At 71.0% G+C, this 19550-nt stretch carries 19 protein-coding genes; 9 read left to right on the forward strand and 10 right to left on the reverse strand.

What is annotated here, in order from left to right:
- The first annotated feature begins 15 nt into the window (after positions 1-15).
- A complete protein-coding gene (locus ACTWPV_RS08580) occupies positions 16-438 on the forward strand; it encodes a hypothetical protein (RefSeq protein WP_347644232.1) in 423 nt (140 codons plus the stop codon).
- On the opposite strand, the gene ACTWPV_RS08585 is transcribed toward ACTWPV_RS08580, so the two are convergent.
- Positions 435-2294 carry an ABC transporter ATP-binding protein gene (locus tag ACTWPV_RS08585; protein ID WP_443151294.1) on the reverse strand — a complete coding sequence of 620 codons (1860 nt, stop codon included), beginning with the start codon at positions 2292-2294 and terminating at the stop codon, positions 435-437. The genes ACTWPV_RS08580 and ACTWPV_RS08585 overlap by 4 nt on opposite strands.
- Positions 2291-4075: an ABC transporter ATP-binding protein gene (locus tag ACTWPV_RS08590; protein ID WP_443151295.1), complete on the reverse strand. Its 1785-nt coding sequence runs from the start codon at positions 4073-4075 to the stop codon at positions 2291-2293. The genes ACTWPV_RS08585 and ACTWPV_RS08590 overlap by 4 nt, the downstream gene beginning before the upstream one ends.
- A gap of 169 nt (positions 4076-4244) precedes the next feature.
- Between ACTWPV_RS08590 and ACTWPV_RS08595 the strand changes: the two genes are divergently transcribed.
- Complete coding sequence (locus ACTWPV_RS08595; RefSeq protein WP_347644229.1) at positions 4245-4724, forward strand: nucleoside deaminase; 480 nt, start codon at positions 4245-4247, stop codon at positions 4722-4724.
- Positions 4725-5031: 307 nt separating this feature from the next.
- Entirely contained in the window at positions 5032-5445 is a 414-nt protein-coding gene (locus tag ACTWPV_RS08600; protein WP_443151296.1) for a TetR/AcrR family transcriptional regulator C-terminal domain-containing protein, read from the forward strand.
- 22 nt (positions 5446-5467) lie between these two features.
- On the opposite strand, the gene ACTWPV_RS08605 is transcribed toward ACTWPV_RS08600, so the two are convergent.
- The gene (locus ACTWPV_RS08605; protein WP_443151297.1) at positions 5468-6022 is read right to left on the reverse strand and encodes a transglycosylase SLT domain-containing protein; all 555 of its coding nucleotides are present in this window, start codon (positions 6020-6022) and stop codon (positions 5468-5470) included.
- A 471-nt stretch (positions 6023-6493) separates the two neighbouring features.
- Here ACTWPV_RS08605 and ACTWPV_RS08610 point away from each other — a divergent pair, with 471 nt between their 5' ends.
- Together ACTWPV_RS08610 and ACTWPV_RS08615 are read left to right on the forward strand one after the other, a co-directional pair.
- Positions 6494-6979: a glutathione peroxidase gene (locus tag ACTWPV_RS08610; protein ID WP_347644226.1), complete on the forward strand. Its 486-nt coding sequence runs from the start codon at positions 6494-6496 to the stop codon at positions 6977-6979.
- Between the two features lie 185 nt (positions 6980-7164).
- Positions 7165-8298, forward strand: coding sequence for a hypothetical protein (locus tag ACTWPV_RS08615; protein WP_443151298.1), 1134 nt, complete (start codon positions 7165-7167; stop codon positions 8296-8298).
- Between the two features lie 38 nt (positions 8299-8336).
- On the opposite strand, the gene ACTWPV_RS08620 is transcribed toward ACTWPV_RS08615, so the two are convergent.
- On the reverse strand, positions 8337-9395 hold the full coding sequence (locus ACTWPV_RS08620) for a LacI family DNA-binding transcriptional regulator (protein WP_347644224.1): 1059 nt from the start codon (positions 9393-9395) through the stop codon (positions 8337-8339).
- 179 nt (positions 9396-9574) lie between these two features.
- Between ACTWPV_RS08620 and ACTWPV_RS08625 the strand changes: the two genes are divergently transcribed.
- Positions 9575-10789: an ABC transporter ATP-binding protein gene (locus tag ACTWPV_RS08625; RefSeq protein ID WP_443151299.1), complete on the forward strand. Its 1215-nt coding sequence runs from the start codon at positions 9575-9577 to the stop codon at positions 10787-10789.
- A 142-nt stretch (positions 10790-10931) separates the two neighbouring features.
- Here ACTWPV_RS08625 and ACTWPV_RS08630 read toward each other — a convergent pair whose 3' ends face one another.
- The gene (locus tag ACTWPV_RS08630; protein ID WP_347644222.1) at positions 10932-11681 is read right to left on the reverse strand and encodes an SDR family NAD(P)-dependent oxidoreductase; all 750 of its coding nucleotides are present in this window, start codon (positions 11679-11681) and stop codon (positions 10932-10934) included.
- A gap of 34 nt (positions 11682-11715) precedes the next feature.
- Here ACTWPV_RS08630 and ACTWPV_RS08635 point away from each other — a divergent pair, with 34 nt between their 5' ends.
- On the forward strand, positions 11716-12870 hold the full coding sequence (locus ACTWPV_RS08635; RefSeq protein ID WP_443151300.1) for a PQQ-dependent sugar dehydrogenase: 1155 nt from the start codon (positions 11716-11718) through the stop codon (positions 12868-12870).
- On the opposite strand, the gene ACTWPV_RS08640 is transcribed toward ACTWPV_RS08635, so the two are convergent.
- Both ACTWPV_RS08640 and ACTWPV_RS08645 read right to left on the reverse strand, forming a co-directional pair.
- Positions 12830-13165, reverse strand: coding sequence for a carboxymuconolactone decarboxylase family protein (locus tag ACTWPV_RS08640; protein ID WP_347644220.1), 336 nt, complete (start codon positions 13163-13165; stop codon positions 12830-12832). The genes ACTWPV_RS08635 and ACTWPV_RS08640 overlap by 41 nt on opposite strands.
- 151 nt (positions 13166-13316) lie before the next feature.
- A complete protein-coding gene (locus ACTWPV_RS08645; protein ID WP_443151301.1) occupies positions 13317-14489 on the reverse strand; it encodes a TerC family protein in 1173 nt (390 codons plus the stop codon).
- Positions 14490-14656: 167 nt separating this feature from the next.
- Here ACTWPV_RS08645 and ACTWPV_RS08650 point away from each other — a divergent pair, with 167 nt between their 5' ends.
- Positions 14657-15133: a hypothetical protein gene (locus ACTWPV_RS08650; protein ID WP_443151302.1), complete on the forward strand. Its 477-nt coding sequence runs from the start codon at positions 14657-14659 to the stop codon at positions 15131-15133.
- Between the two features lie 121 nt (positions 15134-15254).
- Positions 15255-16274 (forward strand): glutamine synthetase, encoded by a 1020-nt coding sequence (glnII, locus tag ACTWPV_RS08655; protein ID WP_347644217.1) that lies wholly within the window; start codon positions 15255-15257, stop codon positions 16272-16274.
- 52 nt (positions 16275-16326) lie between these two features.
- Here the strand turns inward: glnII and ACTWPV_RS08660 are convergent, their stop codons facing one another.
- From ACTWPV_RS08660 to ACTWPV_RS08670, 3 genes are all read right to left on the reverse strand, one after another.
- The gene (locus tag ACTWPV_RS08660; protein WP_347644216.1) at positions 16327-17865 is read right to left on the reverse strand and encodes an aldehyde dehydrogenase family protein; all 1539 of its coding nucleotides are present in this window, start codon (positions 17863-17865) and stop codon (positions 16327-16329) included.
- A 71-nt stretch (positions 17866-17936) separates the two neighbouring features.
- Positions 17937-18815 (reverse strand): aminoglycoside phosphotransferase family protein, encoded by an 879-nt coding sequence (locus tag ACTWPV_RS08665; protein ID WP_443151303.1) that lies wholly within the window; start codon positions 18813-18815, stop codon positions 17937-17939.
- A 76-nt stretch (positions 18816-18891) separates the two neighbouring features.
- Positions 18892-19437, reverse strand: coding sequence for a cupin domain-containing protein (locus ACTWPV_RS08670; RefSeq protein ID WP_443151304.1), 546 nt, complete (start codon positions 19435-19437; stop codon positions 18892-18894).
- Between the last annotated feature and the right edge of the window lie 113 nt (positions 19438-19550).

Below are 19550 nucleotides of genomic sequence, written 5' to 3' on the forward strand. Positions count from 1 at the left end.
CCGGGGGTGGTCCTGGTGCCCGATGGTTTCGACACCCGCGAGACGTGGCCTTTCGCATGCCTGCGGTGCCTGCACGTCTGGGAGGAGCAGTTCGTCGTCAGACGCCTCGCCGACTCCCACGGCAACGCGGCCGAGATCTGGTTCAGTGCCGGAGTCCGCGTGCCGCCGCCCTGGTCGGGGGCGTGCTGCCCCGGCTGCGGCGCGTACGACGTGACGTCGTTCCCCTCCGGCTACCTGGCCCGCCATCTCGAGCTGGTGGCCGTGCCGGAGGAACCGCCGCAGCCGGTGTTCGTGCCCGCGGCGCGGCCAGGGGAGACGCCCGCTGACAGGGCCCGCCTCCCCGGCCGGCTGCTGATCGCGCTGGGCGTGCCGCTGGTCGCGTTCCTCGCGTACGAGCTGTACATCGGTTTCGCGGCGGCGGCCCGCCCGCACGGCTAGCTCAGGCTGTCGAGCCAGGCCTGGTGCAGGCCCGCGAACCGCCCGGAGGCGGCGATGAGCCTGGCCGGCGGGCCGTCCTCGACGACCTTCCCCCGCTCCATCACCAGCACCCGGTCGGCGATCTCCACCGTCGACAACCGGTGCGCGATGATCAGCGCGGTCCTGTCCGCGAGGATCGTGCGCAGCGCGCGCTGGACGAGCCGTTCGCTCGGCACGTCGAGGCTGGAGGTGGCCTCGTCGAGGATGAGCACCGCGGGATCGGCGAGGAACGCCCTGGCGAACGCGACGAGTTGCCGCTGGCCGGCCGACATGCGGCCGCCCCGCTTGCCCACCTCGGTGTCGTAGCCGTCGGGCAGGCCGGCGATGAACTCGTGCGCGCCGATCGCCTTGGCGGCCTCGCGCACCTGCCGGTCGGTCGCGTCAGGGCTGCCGAACCTGATGTTGTCGGCGACCGTGCCGCTGAACAGGAAGTTCTCCTGCGTGACCATGACCACGGCCTGGCGCAGCGTGGGCTCGTCCAGCGTGCGCAGATCGACGCCGTCGAGCAGCACGCGGCCCTCGGTGGGGTCGTAGAAGCGGGAGATCAGCTTGGCCAGCGTCGTCTTGCCCGCGCCCGTCGCGCCGACCAGGGCCACGCTCTGCCCGGCCGGGATCGTCAGGTCGAGGCGGGGCAGGATCGGCATCTCCTCGACGTAGGCGAACCTCACGCCCTCGAAACGCACTTTGCCGCGCGCCCCGCCCGGCGGCAGCGCCGCGGGCTCGCGCGGCTCGGGCACGGACGGCTCCTCCTCCAGCACGCCGGACAACTTCTCCAGCGCCGCGCCCGCCGACTGCAGTGTGTTGTAGAACTGGCTGACCTCCTGCATCGGCTCGTAGAACTGGCGCAGGTACAGCAGGAACGCCGCCAGCACGCCGACCTTGACCTCGCCGTGGAGCGCCAGCCAGCCGCCGTAGAGCAGCACCCCGCCGATCGTCATGTTGCCGATGAGCTTGATGCCGGTCATGAACGTCGCGCCGAGCTGCATGCTGCGGGCGTTGGCGCCGCGGTAGTCGTCGTTGAGCTGCTGGAAGATCTCCTGGTTGCGGGGCTCCCTGCGGAAGGCCTGCACGGCGCGGATGCCGGTCATCGACTCCACGAAGTGCACGATCACCAGCGCGACCGTCTCGCGCGTGCGGCGGTAGACGATCGCCGACTGCCTGCGGAACCACTTGGTGAACAGCAGCAGGAGCGGCAGCGGGACCAGCGCCACCAGGCCGAGGTGCACGTCGAGCACCAGCAGCAGCACCGCCGTGCCCACCATGGTCAGCACGGCCTTGACGAGCGCGTCGAACCCCGACTGGAGCAGCTCGGCGATGGCCTCGATGTCGGAGGTCAGCCGCGAGATGACCCGCCCGGAGGTGTACTGCTCGTGGAAGCTCAGCGACAGGCGCTGGAAGTGGTCGAACACCCTCCTGCGCAGCTCCAGAAGGATGCTCTGGCCGATCCGGCCCGACAGCCGCAGGAACGCCTGCCGCGTGACCGCCTGCGTGACGGCCGCGGCCAGGATCACCCCGACCACGGTCAGCAGCACGGAGGGGCCGGACCCCTGACGGATGGGCGGGATGCCGGAGTCGATCCCGATCGAGACCAGGAAGGGGATCGACAGGCCGGCCGCGTTCGAGACCACGATGATCCCGACCAGCAGCGCGATCTTCTTCCGGTAGGGGCGCAGCAGGTTGCCCAGCAGCCGCCGGGAGCGCGCCCGCAGCAGGACGGAGACCTTCTCCGGCAGCTCGTCCTGGTCCTCGGAGGCGACGCCGCGCCAGGACGCCGTGCCGGACGCGTTCGGCGGGGGCGGTGTGGTGGTCGTGGTCATCGCAGAGCCCCTTCCGACGCGCCGTCGAAGTCGGCGTCCTGGGCGAGCAGCTCGCGGTATTCGGGCACCTCGGCCAGCAGTTCCTGGTGCTGCCCGACGTGTGTGATCGTGCCGTTACGCAGCAGCGCCACCTTGTCGGCCAGCAGCACGGTGGAGGCGCGGTGGGCGACGACGATGCCGGTCGCCTCGCGCAGCACGTGCCGCAGCGCCTCCTCCACGAGGGCCTCGGTCTCGACGTCGAGCGCGGACAGGGTGTCGTCGAGGACCAGGATCCGCGGCCTGCTCAGCACCGCCCTGGCCAGGGCGAGCCGCTGCCGCTGGCCGCCGGACAACGACAGGCCCTGCTCGCCGATGCGGGTGTCGAGCCCCCACGGCAGGTCGTAGACGAACATGGCCTGCGCGGTCTGGATGGCCGCGGCGAGCTCTTCCTCGGTGGCGTCGCGCCGGCCGAGCATGAGGTTCTCGCGCACGCTCATCGAGAACAGCGTCGGCTCCTCGAACGCGGTGGCCACCACCTGGCGCAGCGTCGTCAGCTTGAGGTCGCGTACGTCCTGCCCGTCGATCGTGACGCGGCCCGAGGTGGGGTCGAGCAGGCGGGGCACCAGGGCGGTCAGCGTGGTCTTGCCCGCGCCGGTCGCGCCCACGACGGCGACCGTCTCACCGGGCTTGACCTCCAGCCACACGTCGCGCAGCACCGGCTCGTCGGCGTCGGGGAAGCGGAACCCGACCCCTTCGAAGCGGAGATGGCCGCGCGGCCGCTCGATGGTCTGGGTGCCGCCCTCGATGGCCGGGACGGTGTCCATGACCTCCATGAGGCGGTCGGCGGAGGTCATGGCCTCCTGGGCCATGGCGAGGATGTAGCCGAGGCTGGCGATCGGCCACACGAGCTGCAACATCAGCGTGGTGAACGCCACCAGCGCGCCCAGCGTCAGCTCCCCCGAGCCGACGGCCAGCGCCCCGAGCAGCAGGACGAGGGCCAGCGTGATGTTGGGGATGATCTCCAGGAAGGAGAAGAACCGGGCCGACAGCCGCACCTTGGCCATCGAGCTGCCGTACACCTTGAGCGCGGCGTCGTCGTAGCGGTCGTAGACGTGGTGGCGGCGGCCGAACGCCTTGATCGTGCGGATGCCGAGCGCGGACTCCTCGACGAGCGTGGCGAGGTCGCCCTGCTCGTCCTGCACCTGGCGGGAGATCTTGATGTAGCGCTTCTCGAAGCGCAGCGACGTCCAGATGATCGGCACGGCCGAGGCCAGCACCAGCAACCCGAGCGGCCAGTACTTGTTGAGCAGCAGCACGGTCACCGTGATCAGCTGCAGGATGTTCATGACCAGGAAGAGCATGCCGAAGCCGAGGAACCGGCGGATCGTCGACAGGTCGGTGGTCGCCCGGGATAACAGCTGACCCGACTGCCAGTCGCCGTGGAAGCCCATGGGCAGGCGCTGCAGGTGCTCGTAGAGGTCGTCGCGGATGCGGGTCTCCAGGCCGAGCACCGGTTTGACCTGGGCCCATCGCCTGAAGAAGATCAGCAGGGCTTCGACCACGCCGACGCCGACCGCGAGCAGGCCGAGGGGGAGCAGCCCCGCGGAGTCACCGTGGGCCACGGGGCCGTCGATGACCTGCTCGCTGATGAGCGGGAGTGCGAGGCCGGCGCCGATGCCGACGATCGCGGCCAGCCAGATGAAGACCAGTCTGGCGGCGTACGGGCGGAGGTAGGACTTCATCCGCCACAGGGAGTTGGTGGACAGCAGGGGACGGCGAGGTTTGTGCGTATCGGGAGGCATCCCATCTAGGCTAATACGTGGGATCAACAGATTTTCTGTGGCCTGGAGGTGGGGTTCACGTTTCTGACGTGGGAAAACGTGAAAGACCATGCACGCTCCGGCCGACCATCACTTTTGTTGTGGTCTGTTGGGGAATGTGCCTCGAGGCTGCTCGACCTTGCGAGGATTCATGATCGACAGTACGGAACTGCCTCACCTGCGCCGCTGCGTCGAACTGGCCAGGCAGGCGCTGGAGGAGGGCGACGAGCCGTTCGGCTCGGTCCTCGTCTCCGGCGACGGCGCCGTCCTCGCCGAGGACCACAACCGGGTGGCCTCGGGCGACCGCACCCGCCATCCGGAGTTCGAGCTGGCGCGCTGGTCGGCGGCGAACATGACGCCGCGGGAACGCGCCGCCGCCACCGTCTACACCTCCGGAGAGCACTGCCCGATGTGCGCCGCCGCCCACGCCTGGGTGGGGCTGGGCCGGATCGTGTACGTCGCGTCGTCGCAGCAGCTGGCCGGCTGGCTGAGCGAGCTGAACGTGCCCCCGCCGCCCGTGCGCACGCTCCCCGTCAACGAGGTCGCGCCGGAGGTGACGGTGGAGGGGCCGGTGCCCGAGCTCGCCGACGAGGTCCGCGAGCTGCACCGCCGCTGCCACGCCAGGTCCTGAACGCCCCCGCCGGCACGGCCCACGGCCTCCCCGTCCCTAGAATGCACTATGCCCACCGAGCCCGGGGCGCCCCCGGCTGAAGGGCCCCTGTCGCGGGGCCGCATCGTCGCCGCGGCCATCGACCTGATCGAGCGCGAGGGCGCCGACGCGGTCTCCATGCGGCGCGTCGCCGCTGGGCTCGGCGTCGGCGTGATGTCCCTCTACAACCACGTGCCCAACAAGGACGCCCTGCTCGACGCGGTGGCCGAGGCGGTCCTGAGCGAGATCGAGTTCACCGACGACCCCGGGGCGTCACTGGACCGACAGGGTGCGCTCGCAGGCGCGGGCCTTCCGGCAGATCGCGCACGGCCATCCGCGCTCCACCATGCTCGTGGTCAGCCGGCAACTCCACACCACCGCCGGCCTGCTGCCCGTCGAGCGGGCGCTGGCCACGCTGCGCAGCGCCGGGTTCGACGGCGCGGACGCGGTCCGGATGGTGCGCGTGTTCATCGCGTTCGTCGTCGGCTCGCTGCTGCGGGAGGTCGGGGTGACCCCCGCCTTCGCACCCGTCCAGGGCGGGCCGGCCACGGCCGGCGGGGCCGATGCCGCGCTGTTCCCCGAGGTGGGCTCGCTGGCGGGGCTGCTCGGCCAGTGCGATCACGAGGCCGAGTTCGGGTTCGGGGTCGAGCTGCTCCTGCGGGCCATGGAGGTGCATCCGCGGCGCAGGCAGGGCACCCGGTGAAGCCCGGGTGCCCGTCCCGCTTCTAGTACCAGTTGTGCGATCTGAAATGACCCCAGGCGCCGCAAGGCCGGCCGTACCTCCCCTTGATGTATGCCAGGCCCCACCGGATCTGCGTCTCGGGGTTGGACCGCCAGTCGTGGCCCGCACCCCGCATCTTGCCCGCGGGCAGCGCCTGCGGGATGCCGTACGCTCCGGACGAACGGTTGCGGGCCCGGTGGTTCCAGTTGCTCTCCCTGGTCCACAGGTTGTCCAGGCAGCGGAACTCCTTGAGGTTCCACGATCGCTGGACGACCTGCCCCAGGGCGATCCGCTTGTTCCTGCTGGCCGGTTTCCCGGCCGTGATCTTCGGTTGCGCCGTCGTGGTCCACACCCGGGTCTTCGGCCACGCCGGCGTGGTCCAGAGCCGGGTCTTGGGCTGCGCCGGCGTGGTCCAGATCCCGGTTCCGGGTAGCGCCGGCGCGGTCCAGGCCCGGGTCTTGGCCGGAGGCGCTGTCTCCGCCCGGGCCGGCGTGCCACCGAACGCGGTGAGCGCGGTGACGGAGATGAGAGTGGTGGTGAGCGCGCGTTTGCTGTCCAAGTCGATCCTTCCTGTCGGGCCGCGTGCGGACGGGCGCGCTTCTGCCTGCGCCTCGTGCCGGTCCGCGTCCGTGGCTCGGACGCGGAGAGTCCGCGTGGCCCTCCGGGATTCCGGTGCTCCGCCCGATCGTGCTGGGCGGCCCGGAAGGCGCCGCGACGTGTCCCTAGCACGATTCCTATTACGCTCCGTAATCGCGGGTCGCGCATCGCGACACGGCGTGGACAGGTGTTTGTTGCACTGTTGCGGATAAAAGGCTCGCTCGCTGGGCCGGGATTGCCCGCCCCGTCGCGCATATGGGGCGGGCTTGCCGGAAAAAGCGGCCAAGCCTGAGGTTTGGCTCAGGGACAAGGGTGGGATGGGGCGTTCCCTCCGGGCGGGAACACGGCGTGCCGGACCTCTGCTCGATGGGAGCGAGACGGGGTCAGGCAGCGCGAAGAGTCCCGGCCCGCGGCGTTCTGTAGGGTCAGGGCCATGAGTCTCAGCGACATTCCGCTCCGCACCCTCGACGACGCTCCCACTACGCTCGGTGACCTCGCGGCCGGCAAAGCCGCCCTGATCGTCAACGTGGCCTCCCGATGCGGCCTCACCCCGCAGTACGCCGGCCTGGTCAAGCTCCAGCAGGAGTACGGACCGCGCGGCTTCACGGTGATCGGCATGCCCTGCAACCAGTTCGCCGGCCAGGAGCCGGGAACGGCGGAGGAGATCCGGCACTTCTGCGCGGCGACCTACGGCGTCGACTTCCCGCTGCTGGCCAAGGCCGACGTCAACGGCCCCGGCCGCCACCCGCTCTACGCCGAGCTCACCCGGACGCCCGACGCCGACGGCGAGGCCGGTGACGTCCAGTGGAACTTCGAGAAGTTCCTGGTGGACCGGGAGGGCGAGGTCGTCGGCCGCTTCCGCCCGCGCACGGACCCGGAGGACCCCGCCCTCGTCGCGGCACTCGAGAAGGTGGTGTAGCCGCCGGGGCCGGACGCGTCGTGATCGGCATCGACCCCGTGAAAGGTCAGCGCACGTGCCCTTCGAGATGGAAAGTCCGTTTGCACGTGTAGTGAGCATATTGCTGCGGTAAGTAATCGGGTGAGCTGCGGCTGGTTCCTTCACCGGCTCCGCACACCGACCTGATGTTCCGCAGGGAGTTCGCGATGACGATCAATCCGTACGCAGGATCGCCCTCCAGCTACGTCTCCGAACCCGCCGCGGGCCCGTACTCGATCGTCGAGCTGATGCCGGGCGTCCGCAACCTGTGCGAATACGTCCGGCTGGCCGCCGGCGAACGGGTGCTGCTGCTCATGGAGCACACCGTCGACCCCGTCGTCGTGCAGGCCATCGCCGCCGGCGCGGCCTTCCGCGGGGCCGACGTCCGCATCCTGTCGGTGCCGCCGTTCAGCGCCGGCGGCTGGGACAGGGGGGCGCCGCTGCAGATCGAGACGGCCGCGTTCCACGAGGCCGACGTCGTGATCAGCGGCACCTGGTGGGGCGAGGTGCACACCGCGCCGCTGTTCTTCGACCAGATCAAGGCCCGCTCCTCCCGCTTCCTGTCGCTGCACATGACCGCCACGGCCGGCGCGCTGCTCACCGGCGGTCGGCTGCCCGCCGAGGTGTTCTACGCGCTGCTGCGCCGGGCGCTGCGGCAGTTGTCGAGGGCCGGGTCCATCCGGGTGACGTCCGGGCGGGGGACCGACGTGACGTTCTCCGGCCTGACCTTCGACCCCGACCCGGGCGCGCTGCGGCCCGGCGACTGGCGGCCCTTCCCGTACGGCGGCGCGAACTTCTGGCCCACCGACACCGAAGGCGTGATCATGATCGAGGACAGCACGGTCACCGGCGTGCCCGGCGAGCCCGTGCGCCTCACTCTCGAAGGCAACCTGGTCCGCAAGATCGAGGGCGGGGCGGAGGCGGAGAGCCTGCGACGCTACGCCCCCGAGGGCTTCTACATGCGCCACGGCCTGATCGGGCTGAATCCGAAGGTGCGGATCGCCGGGGGGACCCAGTTCGAGCGGGAGAAGCACGCCGGGGCCTTCTACTGCGGCATCGACGGGCTGACCGGCGGCGAGCCCGTCACGACGGGCCCGGGTTTCGCGCACTGCGACTGCCAGATGGACCGGCCCACCGTCACGGTGGACGGCGAGCTCCTCATCGAGCAGGGGCGGCTGCTGCTGCTCGACGAGCCGGAGATCCAGGAGGTGGCCGCGCGGTTCGGCCCCCCCGAGGTGGTCCTCGACGACAACCCGGTCATGATCCTGCCCCGCCGCTACACGGGCCTGCCCGGAAAGTAGTCTCGCCCCCGCCGCTGACCGAGGGCGGGAGACCCCGGTCAGCGGCGGGGGCCGCAGCTGCCCCTGACGATGAGCTCCGTGGGCAGGATCACGCTCCTGGCCCTCCTGGTGCCCGCGCGCAGGACGAGCTCCGCCGCGCGGTAGCCCATGTCGCGCCCCGGCTGGGCGATCACCGTCAGCGGCGGCGAGCACAGCTCGGCCCAGGGCACGTCGTCGTACATGACGAGCGAGACGTCTTTCGGCACTCTCAGGTCGAGCTCCCTGGCCGCCAGCACGGCCGCCTCCCCGAGCACGTTGCCGCCGGCCACCACGGCCGACAGGTCGGGGCGGCTCTGGTAGAGGCCGGAGGCGGCGGCGTACGCGGAGTCGCGGCTGCCGGTGCCGAACACGATCAGCTCCTCGTCCACCGGAGCGCCCACGGCCCCCCTGAAGGCGTGCGCGCGGCCCTCGTGGCCAGGGCCGCCGAGGAAGGCGATGCGCTTGTGGCCGAGGCCGCGAAGGTAGCGGACCGCCGTACGGATGCCCGCCCGGTCGTCGGCCACCACGGCGGGGACGTCCAGCGGCCGGGACGGAGGAGCGGGCGGCAGGCCGTCGAGGGCCATGAGGTCGCCCACGGCGGACGGCCCGTCGTCGCCGGCGGACGCCTGGGAGGGAAGCCGGTCGGCGAAGATCACGGTCATGCCCGCGCGTGTCGCCGGGGTCCAGGTTTCCGCGTCTCCTGACGGGACGGCTATCAGGCGGTCTACGCTCTGTTCGATGAGCATGCCGATCAGGTCGGCCTCCTGCTCGGGGTCGCCGCCCGTCGAGCCCAGGACGACGGGCTCGCCCGCCGAGCGGGCGCAGGCCAGCACGCCTTCCGCCAGCTGCCCGTAGAAGGTGTCGGTCAGGTCGGGGACGAGCAGGCCCATGCCGCCCGTGCGGCGCTGGCGCAGGTTGCGGCCGAGGGCGCTGGGGCGGTAGTCGAGCTGGGCGGCGGCGGCCAGGACGCGCTCTCTGGCGCCGGCGCTGGCCGAGCCGCCCGACAGCACCCGGGAGACGGTGGCGACGCCCACGCCGGCCGCCTCGGCCACATCCTTGATCGTCGCCCGCTTCTCCATGGAAACGATTCCATCATGGTTTCCGAAAATCGGGAAGTGCGCCGTTTCGGCAACGGCTGGTCACGCTGCAACCCTTGACACCGATGTCCGTTTCGGGTGAGATGCTTGAAAACGTATCCACGCGAGTGGGCACACGGAACCAACGTCCGGGCCACAGCCCTGGAGCGCGAAGGAATGTCATGGCATCCATCGTTCTGACGAACGTCGACAAGATCTACGCCGGTGGCGTGAAGGCCGTGAACGGGCTCAACCTTGAGATCAAGGATGGCGAGTTCATGGTGCTGGTCGGTCCGTCCGGTTGCGGTAAGTCGACCGCGCTCCGGATGATCGCGGGCCTGGAGGACATCAGCGGCGGCGAGATCTCGATCGGCGAGAAGGTGGTCAACCACCTGCCGCCCAAGGACCGCGACATCGCGATGGTCTTCCAGAACTACGCGCTCTATCCGCACATGACGGTCGAGGAGAACCTCGCCTTCGGCCTCAAGCTCCGCAAGATGCCGAAGCCGGAGATCCAGAAGCGCGTCGGCGAGGCGGCCAAGATGCTCGGTCTCGAGAGCTACCTCAAGCGCAAGCCAGCCGCCCTGTCCGGTGGTCAGCGCCAGCGTGTCGCGATGGGCCGCGCCATCGTGCGTGAGCCGCAGGCCTTCCTCATGGACGAGCCGCTGTCCAACCTCGACGCCAAGCTCCGCGTCTCGATGCGCGCCTCGCTCAACACGCTGCACGAGCGCCTCGGCGTCACCACGGTGTACGTCACCCACGACCAGGTCGAGGCCATGACCCTCGGCGACCGGGTCTGCGTGCTGCGCGACGGCATCCTCCAGCAGGTCGACACCCCGCAGAACCTGTTCGACAAGCCGGTCAACCTGTTCGTGGCCGGGTTCATGGGCTCGCCCGCGATGAACTTCGTCACCGCCGAGCTCGTCCGCGGCGACGACGGCGCCGCGGTCACTTTCGCCGACATCAAGCTGTCGATCCCCGAGTCGACCTTCACCGACAAGCCGGGCCTCGACCAGTACGTCGGCAAGAAGATCATCCTCGGCATCCGCCCGTCCGACTTCGAGGACGCCACGTCGGCCGGCAACCACGCCAACGGCTGGGCCACCCTGCCGGTCAAGGTGGAGGTCACCGAGGAGCTGGGCTCCGAGATCAACGTGCTGTTCCTGATCGACGCCCCGCCGGTCGAGCACAAGGACACGGTGGCGGCCGCCGACTCCGGAGAGGACGAGGAGGCGTCGCTGCCGCTCGTGGGCGACAAGTCCCTGTGGACGGCCCGCGTCAACGCCCGCAGCCACGCGCGTTCCGGCCAGAACCTCGACCTGGTCGTCGACACGCACAACCTGCACTTCTTCGACCAGACCTCCGGCCTGGCCATCGGCCACGAGGCCAATCGCTGAGTCTCCCGCTGTCTCCCGGTTCCCGGCCGTGAGCACGCTCGCGGCCGCTCGGGCCCCCACCGCGACCCCCTCCCGCGGCGGGGGCCCGTCCTTTTCCTCTCCCGCCCCTCCTCGCTCCTTCCCGGCCTTGCCGAGCGGAAGGTCAGCGGCCGATCCTGGCCGACACCATGGCCTGCAGGCTCCGCGGCACGAACCGGCCGACCCCGACGATGACCTTGTAGCGCAGGCTCGGGACCGACACGCTCCTGCCCAGCGCCAGGTCGCGCATCGCGCCGCGGACCACGTCGTCGGCCTTGAGCCACAGCGGCCCGGGGATGCCCGAGGTGTCCATCCCGGCGCGCTGGTGGAACTCCGTCCGCACGAAACCGGGACACAGCGCCATGACCCGGATGCGCGGGTGGCCCGCCTGGTGCGCGGCCGCCTCGCTGAAGCTGACCACCCACGCCTTGGACGCTCCGTAGGTGCCGCGGGTGAAGAACGCCGCCGCGGACGCCACGTTGACGATCGCGCCCCTGCCGCGCTTCTTCATCGCGGGCAGCGCGGCCAGCGTCAGCCGCAGCACCGCCTCGCAGTGCACCCGCAGCATGCGCAACTCGTCCTCGACGGGCGCATCGGGGAAGCTGCCGGCGTTGCCGAAGCCGGCGTTGTTGACCAGCAGGTCGACCCCCTCGCGGAGCCTGGACTCGACCCTGGCGATCCCCTCGTCGCTCGCCAGGTCGGCGGGCAGCACCTCGACGTCGACGCCGTAGCGGAGCCTGAGCTGCTCGGCGTTCCGGACGAGCCGCTGCTCGTCGCGCGCGACCAGGACGAGTGAGAACGCGTCGGCGGCCAGGCGCCGGGCGAAGGCGGCGCCGATGCCGGCGGTCGCGCCCGTGATCAGTGCGGTAGGCATGGCTGAACCTTAACGTTCATGGCAGGATGACGCCGTGCGCCCCGTCCTGGCCGTGCTCCTCCTCCTGGCCGTCACCGCCTGCTCGGGCCAGGCCCCCTCGCCCGGCCCCTCCGCCGGGTCGACCGGCCCTGCGGCCACCGCGACCGCCGCCCCGCCGGCGTCCCCGGCCGCCACGCCGGCCGAGCGGGGCCGGCTGCGGTTCGCGAAGATCGGCGAGTTCGACAAGCCCGTCGCGTTCGCCGTGCGCGAGGGTGACGACCGCCTCTACGTCGCCGAGCAGACCGGCAGGCTGCGCACCTCCGCCGGCGACACGGTGATCGACCTGTCCCGCGAGGTGAGCGGCGGCAACGAGCAGGGGCTGCTCGGCGTGGCGTTCCATCCCAGCGGGCGGTGGCTCTACCTCGACTGGACCGACGCCCAGGGCGACACCCACGTCACCGAATGGGCCTACGACGGCTCCACGGCGACGGCCAGGCGCGACGTGCTCACCCAGGAGCAGCCGTTCGCCAACCACAACGGCGGCCAGTTGGCCTTCGGGCCCGACGGCCACCTCTACATCGCGCTGGGCGACGGCGGCGGAGCCGGCGACCCGCAGGGCAACGGCCAGGACCTCGGCACGCTGCTCGGCAAGATCCTGCGCATCGACCCGCGCGGAGACCCGTACACGATCCCCGAGGACAACCCGTTCGCCGGCAAGAAGGGCGCCAAGGGCGAGATCTGGGCGTACGGGCTGCGCAACCCCTGGCGGTTCTCCTTCGACCGCGAGTCCGGCGACCTGTGGATCGGCGACGTCGGCCAGAACGAGTGGGAGGAGGTCGACCACCAGCCGGCGGGCTCGAAGGGCGGCGAGAACTACGGCTGGAGCCTGCGCGAGGGCAAGGAGCGCTTCCACGGCGGCAAGGGCGGCGACCTGACCGACCCGGTGATCGTCTATCCGCTGGGCGAGGACGGCAACTGCTCGGTGATCGCCGGGCCCGTCTACCGCGGTACGAAGATCCCCTGGCTGCGGGGGCACTTCGTGTACGGCGACTTCTGCGCCGGCTGGATCAGGGCCGCACCCGCCGACGCGCCCGACGAGGCGGCGGAGGTCGGCGAGGTCGAGCAGCTGTCGTCGTTCGGCGAGGGGCACGACGGCGAGCTCTACGCGCTCAGCCTCCAGGGCCCGCTCTACCGGATCGAGCCCGCCTGACCCGCTCGATCAGCTCCTCGACCTGGCCGTTCAGCCTGGCCCCCCGGATCCACCCCGCGTAGTGGGTGACGAAGATGACCACCTCGCGCAGCTCGGGCTCGGTGAGGTCGCCGGTGCGCAGGGCCGCGTCGAGCTGGACGTCCGTCATCTCGTCGAAGCCCTGCCCGACGAGGAGCCCGAGAAGGAGCAGGCGACGATCCCTGTCCGACAGGGCCGTCCTCGACCACACCTCGGCGAACTGGCGCTCGGCCGTCATGCCGAAGGAGTCGACGGTCTCCATGGCGGGGTCTGTCATCGTACGCTCCCGATGGTCGCAAGGGATCCTCACATCTTTCGCTACCTCTTGAGTTGAGCCAATGGGGGTTGCATGAACGTTGCACGCCCGTTCCGTCACGGAGTGTCGCCTCCGAGAGGTTGACAGCCGTACGTCGCGCGTGCGCGGGCGGTCAGGCCCGGTCGTGCTCCTCGTGGGCGCGGCGCAGGAGCGTCATGAGACTCTCCTCCTCCCTGATCCACCGCCTGTGCTTCTCCGGCAGGCGCCTGAGCTGCTCCTCCTCGGCGAGCAGCCGCTGGTAGAGCTGGTCGCGCACGTCCGGGTCGCGCTCCACCTCCAGATACTCCTGCGCGTGCCGGCGCACGGCGGAGACCGCGTTCTGCGCCCGCCCCCGGCCGCTGACCAGCGAGGCCACCACGGTGACCAGCAGCACGCCGAGGATCACCAGCAGGGACAGCCCGGTGGTGATCTCGATCACCGGCACCGGCTCACCGTCGTTGATGAACGGCACGTTGTTCTCGTGCAGGGCGTGCAGGATCAGCTTCACGCCGATGAAGCCGAGGATGACGGCCAGCCCGTACGACAGATAGATCAGCCGGTCGAGCAGGCCGTCGAGCAGGAAGTAGAGCTGCCGGAGCCCCATCAGGGAGAACGCGGTGGCGGTGAAGACGAGGTAGACGTCCTGGGTCAGGCCGAAGATCGCCGGGATGGAGTCGAGGGCGAACAGGATGTCGGTGCCGCCGAGGGCGACCATGACGAGCAGCATGGGCGTCATCACCCGCCGGCCGTTCTCGACGGTGAACAGCTTGTCGCCGTCGTACGTGTCGGACGCCGGCAGCAGCCTGCGGGCGGTGCGGACCATGAAGTTGTCCGGGGTGTGGCTGTCCCCGCCCTCGGGCTTGAGCAGGTTGCCCGCCGTCAGCAGCAGGATGAGGCCGAACACGTAGAACACCCATGCGAACCGGTCGATCAGCGTCGCCCCGAGCCAGATGAACCCGCTCCTCGCGATCAGCGAGAACACGATGCCGAACAGCAGCACCTTCTGCTGGCCCGCCCGCGGCACCTTGAAGCCGCCCAGGATGACGAGGAAGACGAACAGGTTGTCGACCGACAGCGCCTTTTCCGTGACGTATCCGGCGAAATACTCCGCTCCCGGGTCCGAACCGCCGAAGATCCACACGGCCACGCCGAACACCAGGGCGATGCCGACGTACAGAGCCGACCAGAAGGACGCCTCGCGCAGGGTGGGGATGTGCGCCTTGCGTACGTGGAAGACGAAGTCGAAGAGCAGCAGGCCGGCGATCCCCGCGATCGTCAGCCACCACACCACGGCGGGCACGTCCACTCCGGGCTCCCTCCCTGCCGGCCGTCGCGAGGGGCGACTCGGGGTAGGGCTCGCGACTCGGCATGAGCTACCCGATCACGGCGGCGGTAAGCCTCGGCGCCGGACCCGCCGCGAGGCTGTCCTGGGCGGGCGTCGAACCCGCGGGGGCCGGGCGACGTCTTAGGGGTGTGCATCGACTCGCCCTCATCGTCGCCCTGTTCGCCGCGTTGCCGCCTGGATGCTCGGAGGGGACGCCGTGCACGCTGATCGGCACCCCTGTCGGCGTGTCGGTGATGGTGAGGGCGCCGGTCGCCGCCCAGGCGGACACCGCCGAGATGGAGGTGTGCTGGGACGGCGCCTGCCGGCGGGCCGTGGCCGAACTGCGTACGGTCCGGCGGGCAGGAGAGGAGACCTGCGACGGTGACACCTGCTCGGTCACCGCGGTCCCGACGGCGGACAAGAGCGGTTTCGGCACCGTCGAGGGGTTGCCGAAACGGCCGGTGGAGGTGCGGCTGACGCTCAAGGGAGCGGGCTCCGAGCCGGTGGCCGAGCACGCCGTCACGGTCACCCCGAAGGGGCGCTTCCCCAACGGGCCCGGCTGCGGGGAGGGCGGCCCGAACGTTGTGCTCACCGTCGAGGCTGACGGCACCGTGCGGGAGAGCTGAGCCGCCGTGGTGACCTGCATCATGACCTGTGCGGATTAACACGGCGTTCACATACGGGCAAAAAATGGGAAACGGTCGTCCATAAGACTCGGCGTGGCTGAAAGAACCCGAAAGGACCGCCGTGAGCTACAAGGCTGAGTACATCTGGATCGACGGCACCGAGCCCACGGCTCTGCTGCGCTCGAAGACGAAGATCGTGTCCGACGGGGTCGAGCCTCCGATCTGGGGCTTCGACGGCTCCAGCACGAACCAGGCCGTGGGCCACGCGTCCGACCGCGTGCTCCGCCCGGTGTTCACCTGCCCCGACCCGATGCGCGGCGGCGACAACGTCCTCGTGTTGTGCGAGGTCGAGGAGACCGACGGCGAGCCCCACCCGAGCAACACCCGCGCCCTGCTCCGCCCGATCGCCGAGCAGTACGCCGAGCAGGACTCCTGGTTCGGCATCGAGCAGGAGTACACGTTCTTCAAGGGCAGCCGGCCGCTCGGCTTCCCCGAGGGCGGCTTCCCCGCGCCGCAGGGGCACTACTACTGCGGTGTCGGCGCCGAGGCCGTGTTCGGCCGCGAGATCGTCGAGCTCCACCTCGACCGCTGCCTCGCCGCCGGCCTGAAGATCTCCGGCATCAACGCCGAGGTCATGCCGGGCCAGTGGGAGTTCCAGGTCGGCCCGGCCGGTCCTGTCGAGGTCGCCGACCACCTGTGGGTCGCCCGCTACCTGCTGTACCGGACGGCCGAGGAGTTCGGGGTGGAGGCCACGCTCGACGCCAAGCCCGCCCGCGGCGACTGGAACGGCGCCGGCGCGCACACCAACTTCTCCACCCGCGCCATGCGCGAGGGCTACGACGCCATCATCACCGCCTGCGAGTCGCTCGGCGAGGGCGACAAGCCGATGGAGCACGTCTCCCAGTACGGCGCCGACATCGAGTTGCGCCTGACCGGCCACCACGAGACGGCCCCGTGGAACAAGTACACCTACGGCGTCTCCGACCGCGGCGCCTCCGTCCGCATCCCGTGGCAGGTCGAGGTGGACAAGAAGGGCTACATCGAGGACCGCCGCCCCAACGCCAACATCGACCCGTACGTGGTCACCCGCCTGCTGGTGGGCACCTGCTGCGCCGCGCTGGAGAAGGCCGGCCAGGTCTGACGACGGCGCCGCGTCTCCCGGGGGCTCCTCGCCGAGGAGCCCCCGCCGGCTGTCACGGCAGGCGGAAGTCCAGATCCGGCTCGATCTCCGCGACGTCCATCTGCGCCTTCTGCAGCCGGCCCGAATGATCCCAGTTCATGGACTGCCAGCGGGTGAACTGGTCGAGCACCCACATGCCCGACTGGCGGCTGCCGTTGCCGGACTTGCCGTTGCCGCCGAACGGCAGGTGCGCCTCGGCGCCGGACGTCGAGTTGTTGACGCTGACCATGCCGGCCGAGATGCCCTCGCGGAAGCGGAAGGCGTGCCTGGCGTTCGTGGTGTAGATCGAGCTCGACAGGCCGTAGCCGGGCAGGTTGGCCAGCTCGATGGCCTCGTCGAGGGTGGCGAACGACGTCACGCCCACGATCGGGCCGAACGTCTCCTCCAGGAACAGCCGGTCGCCCGGCTGGACGCCGTCGACGATGACCGGGTGGTAGTAGAGGCCCTCGCCGCCGTCGAAGTCGCCGCGCGGGTTGCCCTCCGTGATCCGCCCGACCTTTCCTGACACGACCTCGTGGTGCGGCTGGAGCCAGGTCAGGAACTCTTCGTACCGGTCGGCGAACTTCTGGTCGAGCAGCGGGCCCGCCAGCACGTCGCCCGCCGGGTCGCCGATGTCGGCCGCGTGCAGCGCCCGCGCGAACCGCTCGACGAACTCATCGTGCACGCTCTCGTGCACGATGACCGTGCCGAGGCTGGTGCAGCGCTGCCCCGCCGTGCCGAAGCCGGAGAACAGCGCCCCCTCCACGGCCAGGTCCAGGTCCGCGTCCGGCATGATCACCATCGGGTTCTTGCCGCCCAGCTCCAGGCAGGCCGACTGCAGGTGACGCCCCGCCAGCTCGCCGACCTTCCTGCCCACCTCGCTGGAGCCGGTGAAGCCGACCTTCTGCACGGTGCCCTCGCCGAGGGCCAGCTCCAGGCCGTCGAAGGTGTCGGCGCCGCCGGCGAACACGAGGTTGAGCACCCCGTCGGGCAGCCCGGAGGCCGTGAACAGCCGGAACATGGCCTCCGCGGAGGCGGCGGCGTACTCGGCGGGCTTCCAGACGACGGCGTTGCCGCAGAGCAGGGCCGGCACCAGATACCACGAGGGCACGGCGACCGGGAAGTTGCCCGCGGTGACGACCGCCGCCACGCCGATCGGGTTGCGGAACGTGAACAGGTTCTTGTCCGGCATCTCCGACGGGACCGTCTGGCCGTACAGCCTGCGCCCTTCACCGAGGAAGAAGTCGCAGGTGTCGACGATCTCCCGGACCTCGCCCAGCGCCTCGGCGTACGGCTTGCCGATCTCCTCCGTCACCAGCCGGGCCAGCCGCTCGGCGTTGGCCTCCACCAGCCTCCCGATGGAGGCGATCACCCGGCCGCGTACGGGGGCCGGCACCCTGGCCCACTCGCGCTGGGCCTCCTTGGCGGTACGGCAGGCGGCGGCGAACGTGCCCGCGTCGGCCAGCCCGACCCGGGCCACGACCTCGCCCGTGCGGGCGGGGTTCAGCGATGTGTACGTGCCGGCGACGGCGGCTTCCTTGCCACCCACCACGGAAACGATCTGACGGCTCACCGGTGCCCTCCTCATAGTTCCTCCGGACAGACAATCATCTCGCCGGAAAAAACCCAAGAAAACCGCGTCGTTCAGCCGGTCAGCACGGCGTCGATCACATGCCGCGCGCCGGCGGCGATCGAGGGACCGGTGTGACGGTAGTAGGGGAGCTGGATCAGGGCCATGGACAGCGCCCAGCCGCGCCCGCGCGCCCAGGCCGCGTCGTCGGCGCCGAGCGCGTCGCGGAAGGTCCGCCGGGCGTCCGGCGGCAGCAGGTTCCAGGCCGGGATCAGGTCGCAGGCGGGATCACCCACGCCCGCGGTCGCGAAGTCGAGCACGGCGGCGAGCCGGCCGTCCTCGACCAGCAGGTTGGCCGGCATCAGGTCGGAGTGCGTCCACACGGGAGGGCCCGCCCACTCGGGGGCCCGCAGCGCCTCCTCCCACGCAGCAGTCGCCGCGGCGGTGTCGATCAGCCCTTCCAGCTCGCCGATCGCCGTCCGCGTCCCGGCGTCCACCGTCGACAGCGGCCCCGCCCGGTAGGCGACCGGCCCGCCCGGCAGATCGACGCGCTGGAACGCGGCGACGAACCGCGCCAGATCATTGGCCAGCGTCTCGGCGTCGGCGAGGTGGGCCGGGTCGGGGCCGGCGCCGTCGAGCCAGCGGTAGACGTACCACGGCCAGGGGAAGCCCTCGGCGGGCTCGCCCAGGCCGAGCACCGTGGGGACGGCGGCGGGCAGCAGCGGGGCGAGCCGCGGCAGCCAGTGGTGCTCCTTCGCCACGTCGCCGGCGCCCCACGGGACGCGCGGCAGGCGTACGGCCAGGTCGTCACCGAGCCGGAAGATCGCGTTGACCGTGCCGCCCGAGGGGAACGGCTCGATCGGCAGGCCCGCCCACTGCGGGAACCGGCCGGCCACCAACCGGCGGACGAGCCCGGCGTCGATGTCGAGCTCCTCGTCGTGCATCCTGTCCATGGGCACCCTTCTCGTTCGGACCGTGCTCATGTCAGCGTTCTCCGGCGCCGCCCGTCAACGCCCGGGCCGGGCGCGGTCAGGCGGTGAAGTCGGCGAAGTCGAAGCCCGGCGAGACGACGCAGCTCACCAGCACCGGTTCGTCGCCCGCCGGCCTGGCCGACTGCCACACCCCGCCGGGCACGACGGCCTGCGGCACCTGGCCGCGTTCGACGTCGGGCCCGAGCATGATCGTGTCGTCCCCCACGGTCAGGGCCAGCGGCCCGCCACGATGCCACAACCAGACCTCGTCCGACCTCACCGCGTGGGGGACCGACTGCTCGCCCGGCTGGAGCAGGAAGTAGATGCCGGTGGCGCTGGCCCGCTGCCCCGGGTAGCCGTCCGGCCGGAACGTCGCCGCCGACCGCCACGTCTCCCTGAACCAGCCGCCTTCGGGGTGGGGGAGCAGGTCGAGGGCCTCGGCGATGGGCGGCCGCTCGACGAACGCCACCGGGGCGCCGGTCACATCCCTGCGCAGGAAGCGGTTGCCGCCGAGGACGAGCTGCCCGTCGAGCCGGCTGGCCAGCGCCGCGGCCTCGTCAGCCACCTGGACGGACGGGCCGCTGGGGTAGATCCGTAGCTCCACCCGGCCAAGTTTATGGGCAGTCGAACGTTGGCCGGGGCGGGCCCGGGGCTGTCCTACGCCGGCCGGCCGGCGCTTTCGGTGATCTCCCGGACGGGGGGCGAAATGTCGGTCGG

Origin of the sequence: Nonomuraea sp. KM88, from assembly GCF_052245635.1 — a bacterium.
Lineage (GTDB): Bacteria > Actinomycetota > Actinomycetes > Streptosporangiales > Streptosporangiaceae > Nonomuraea.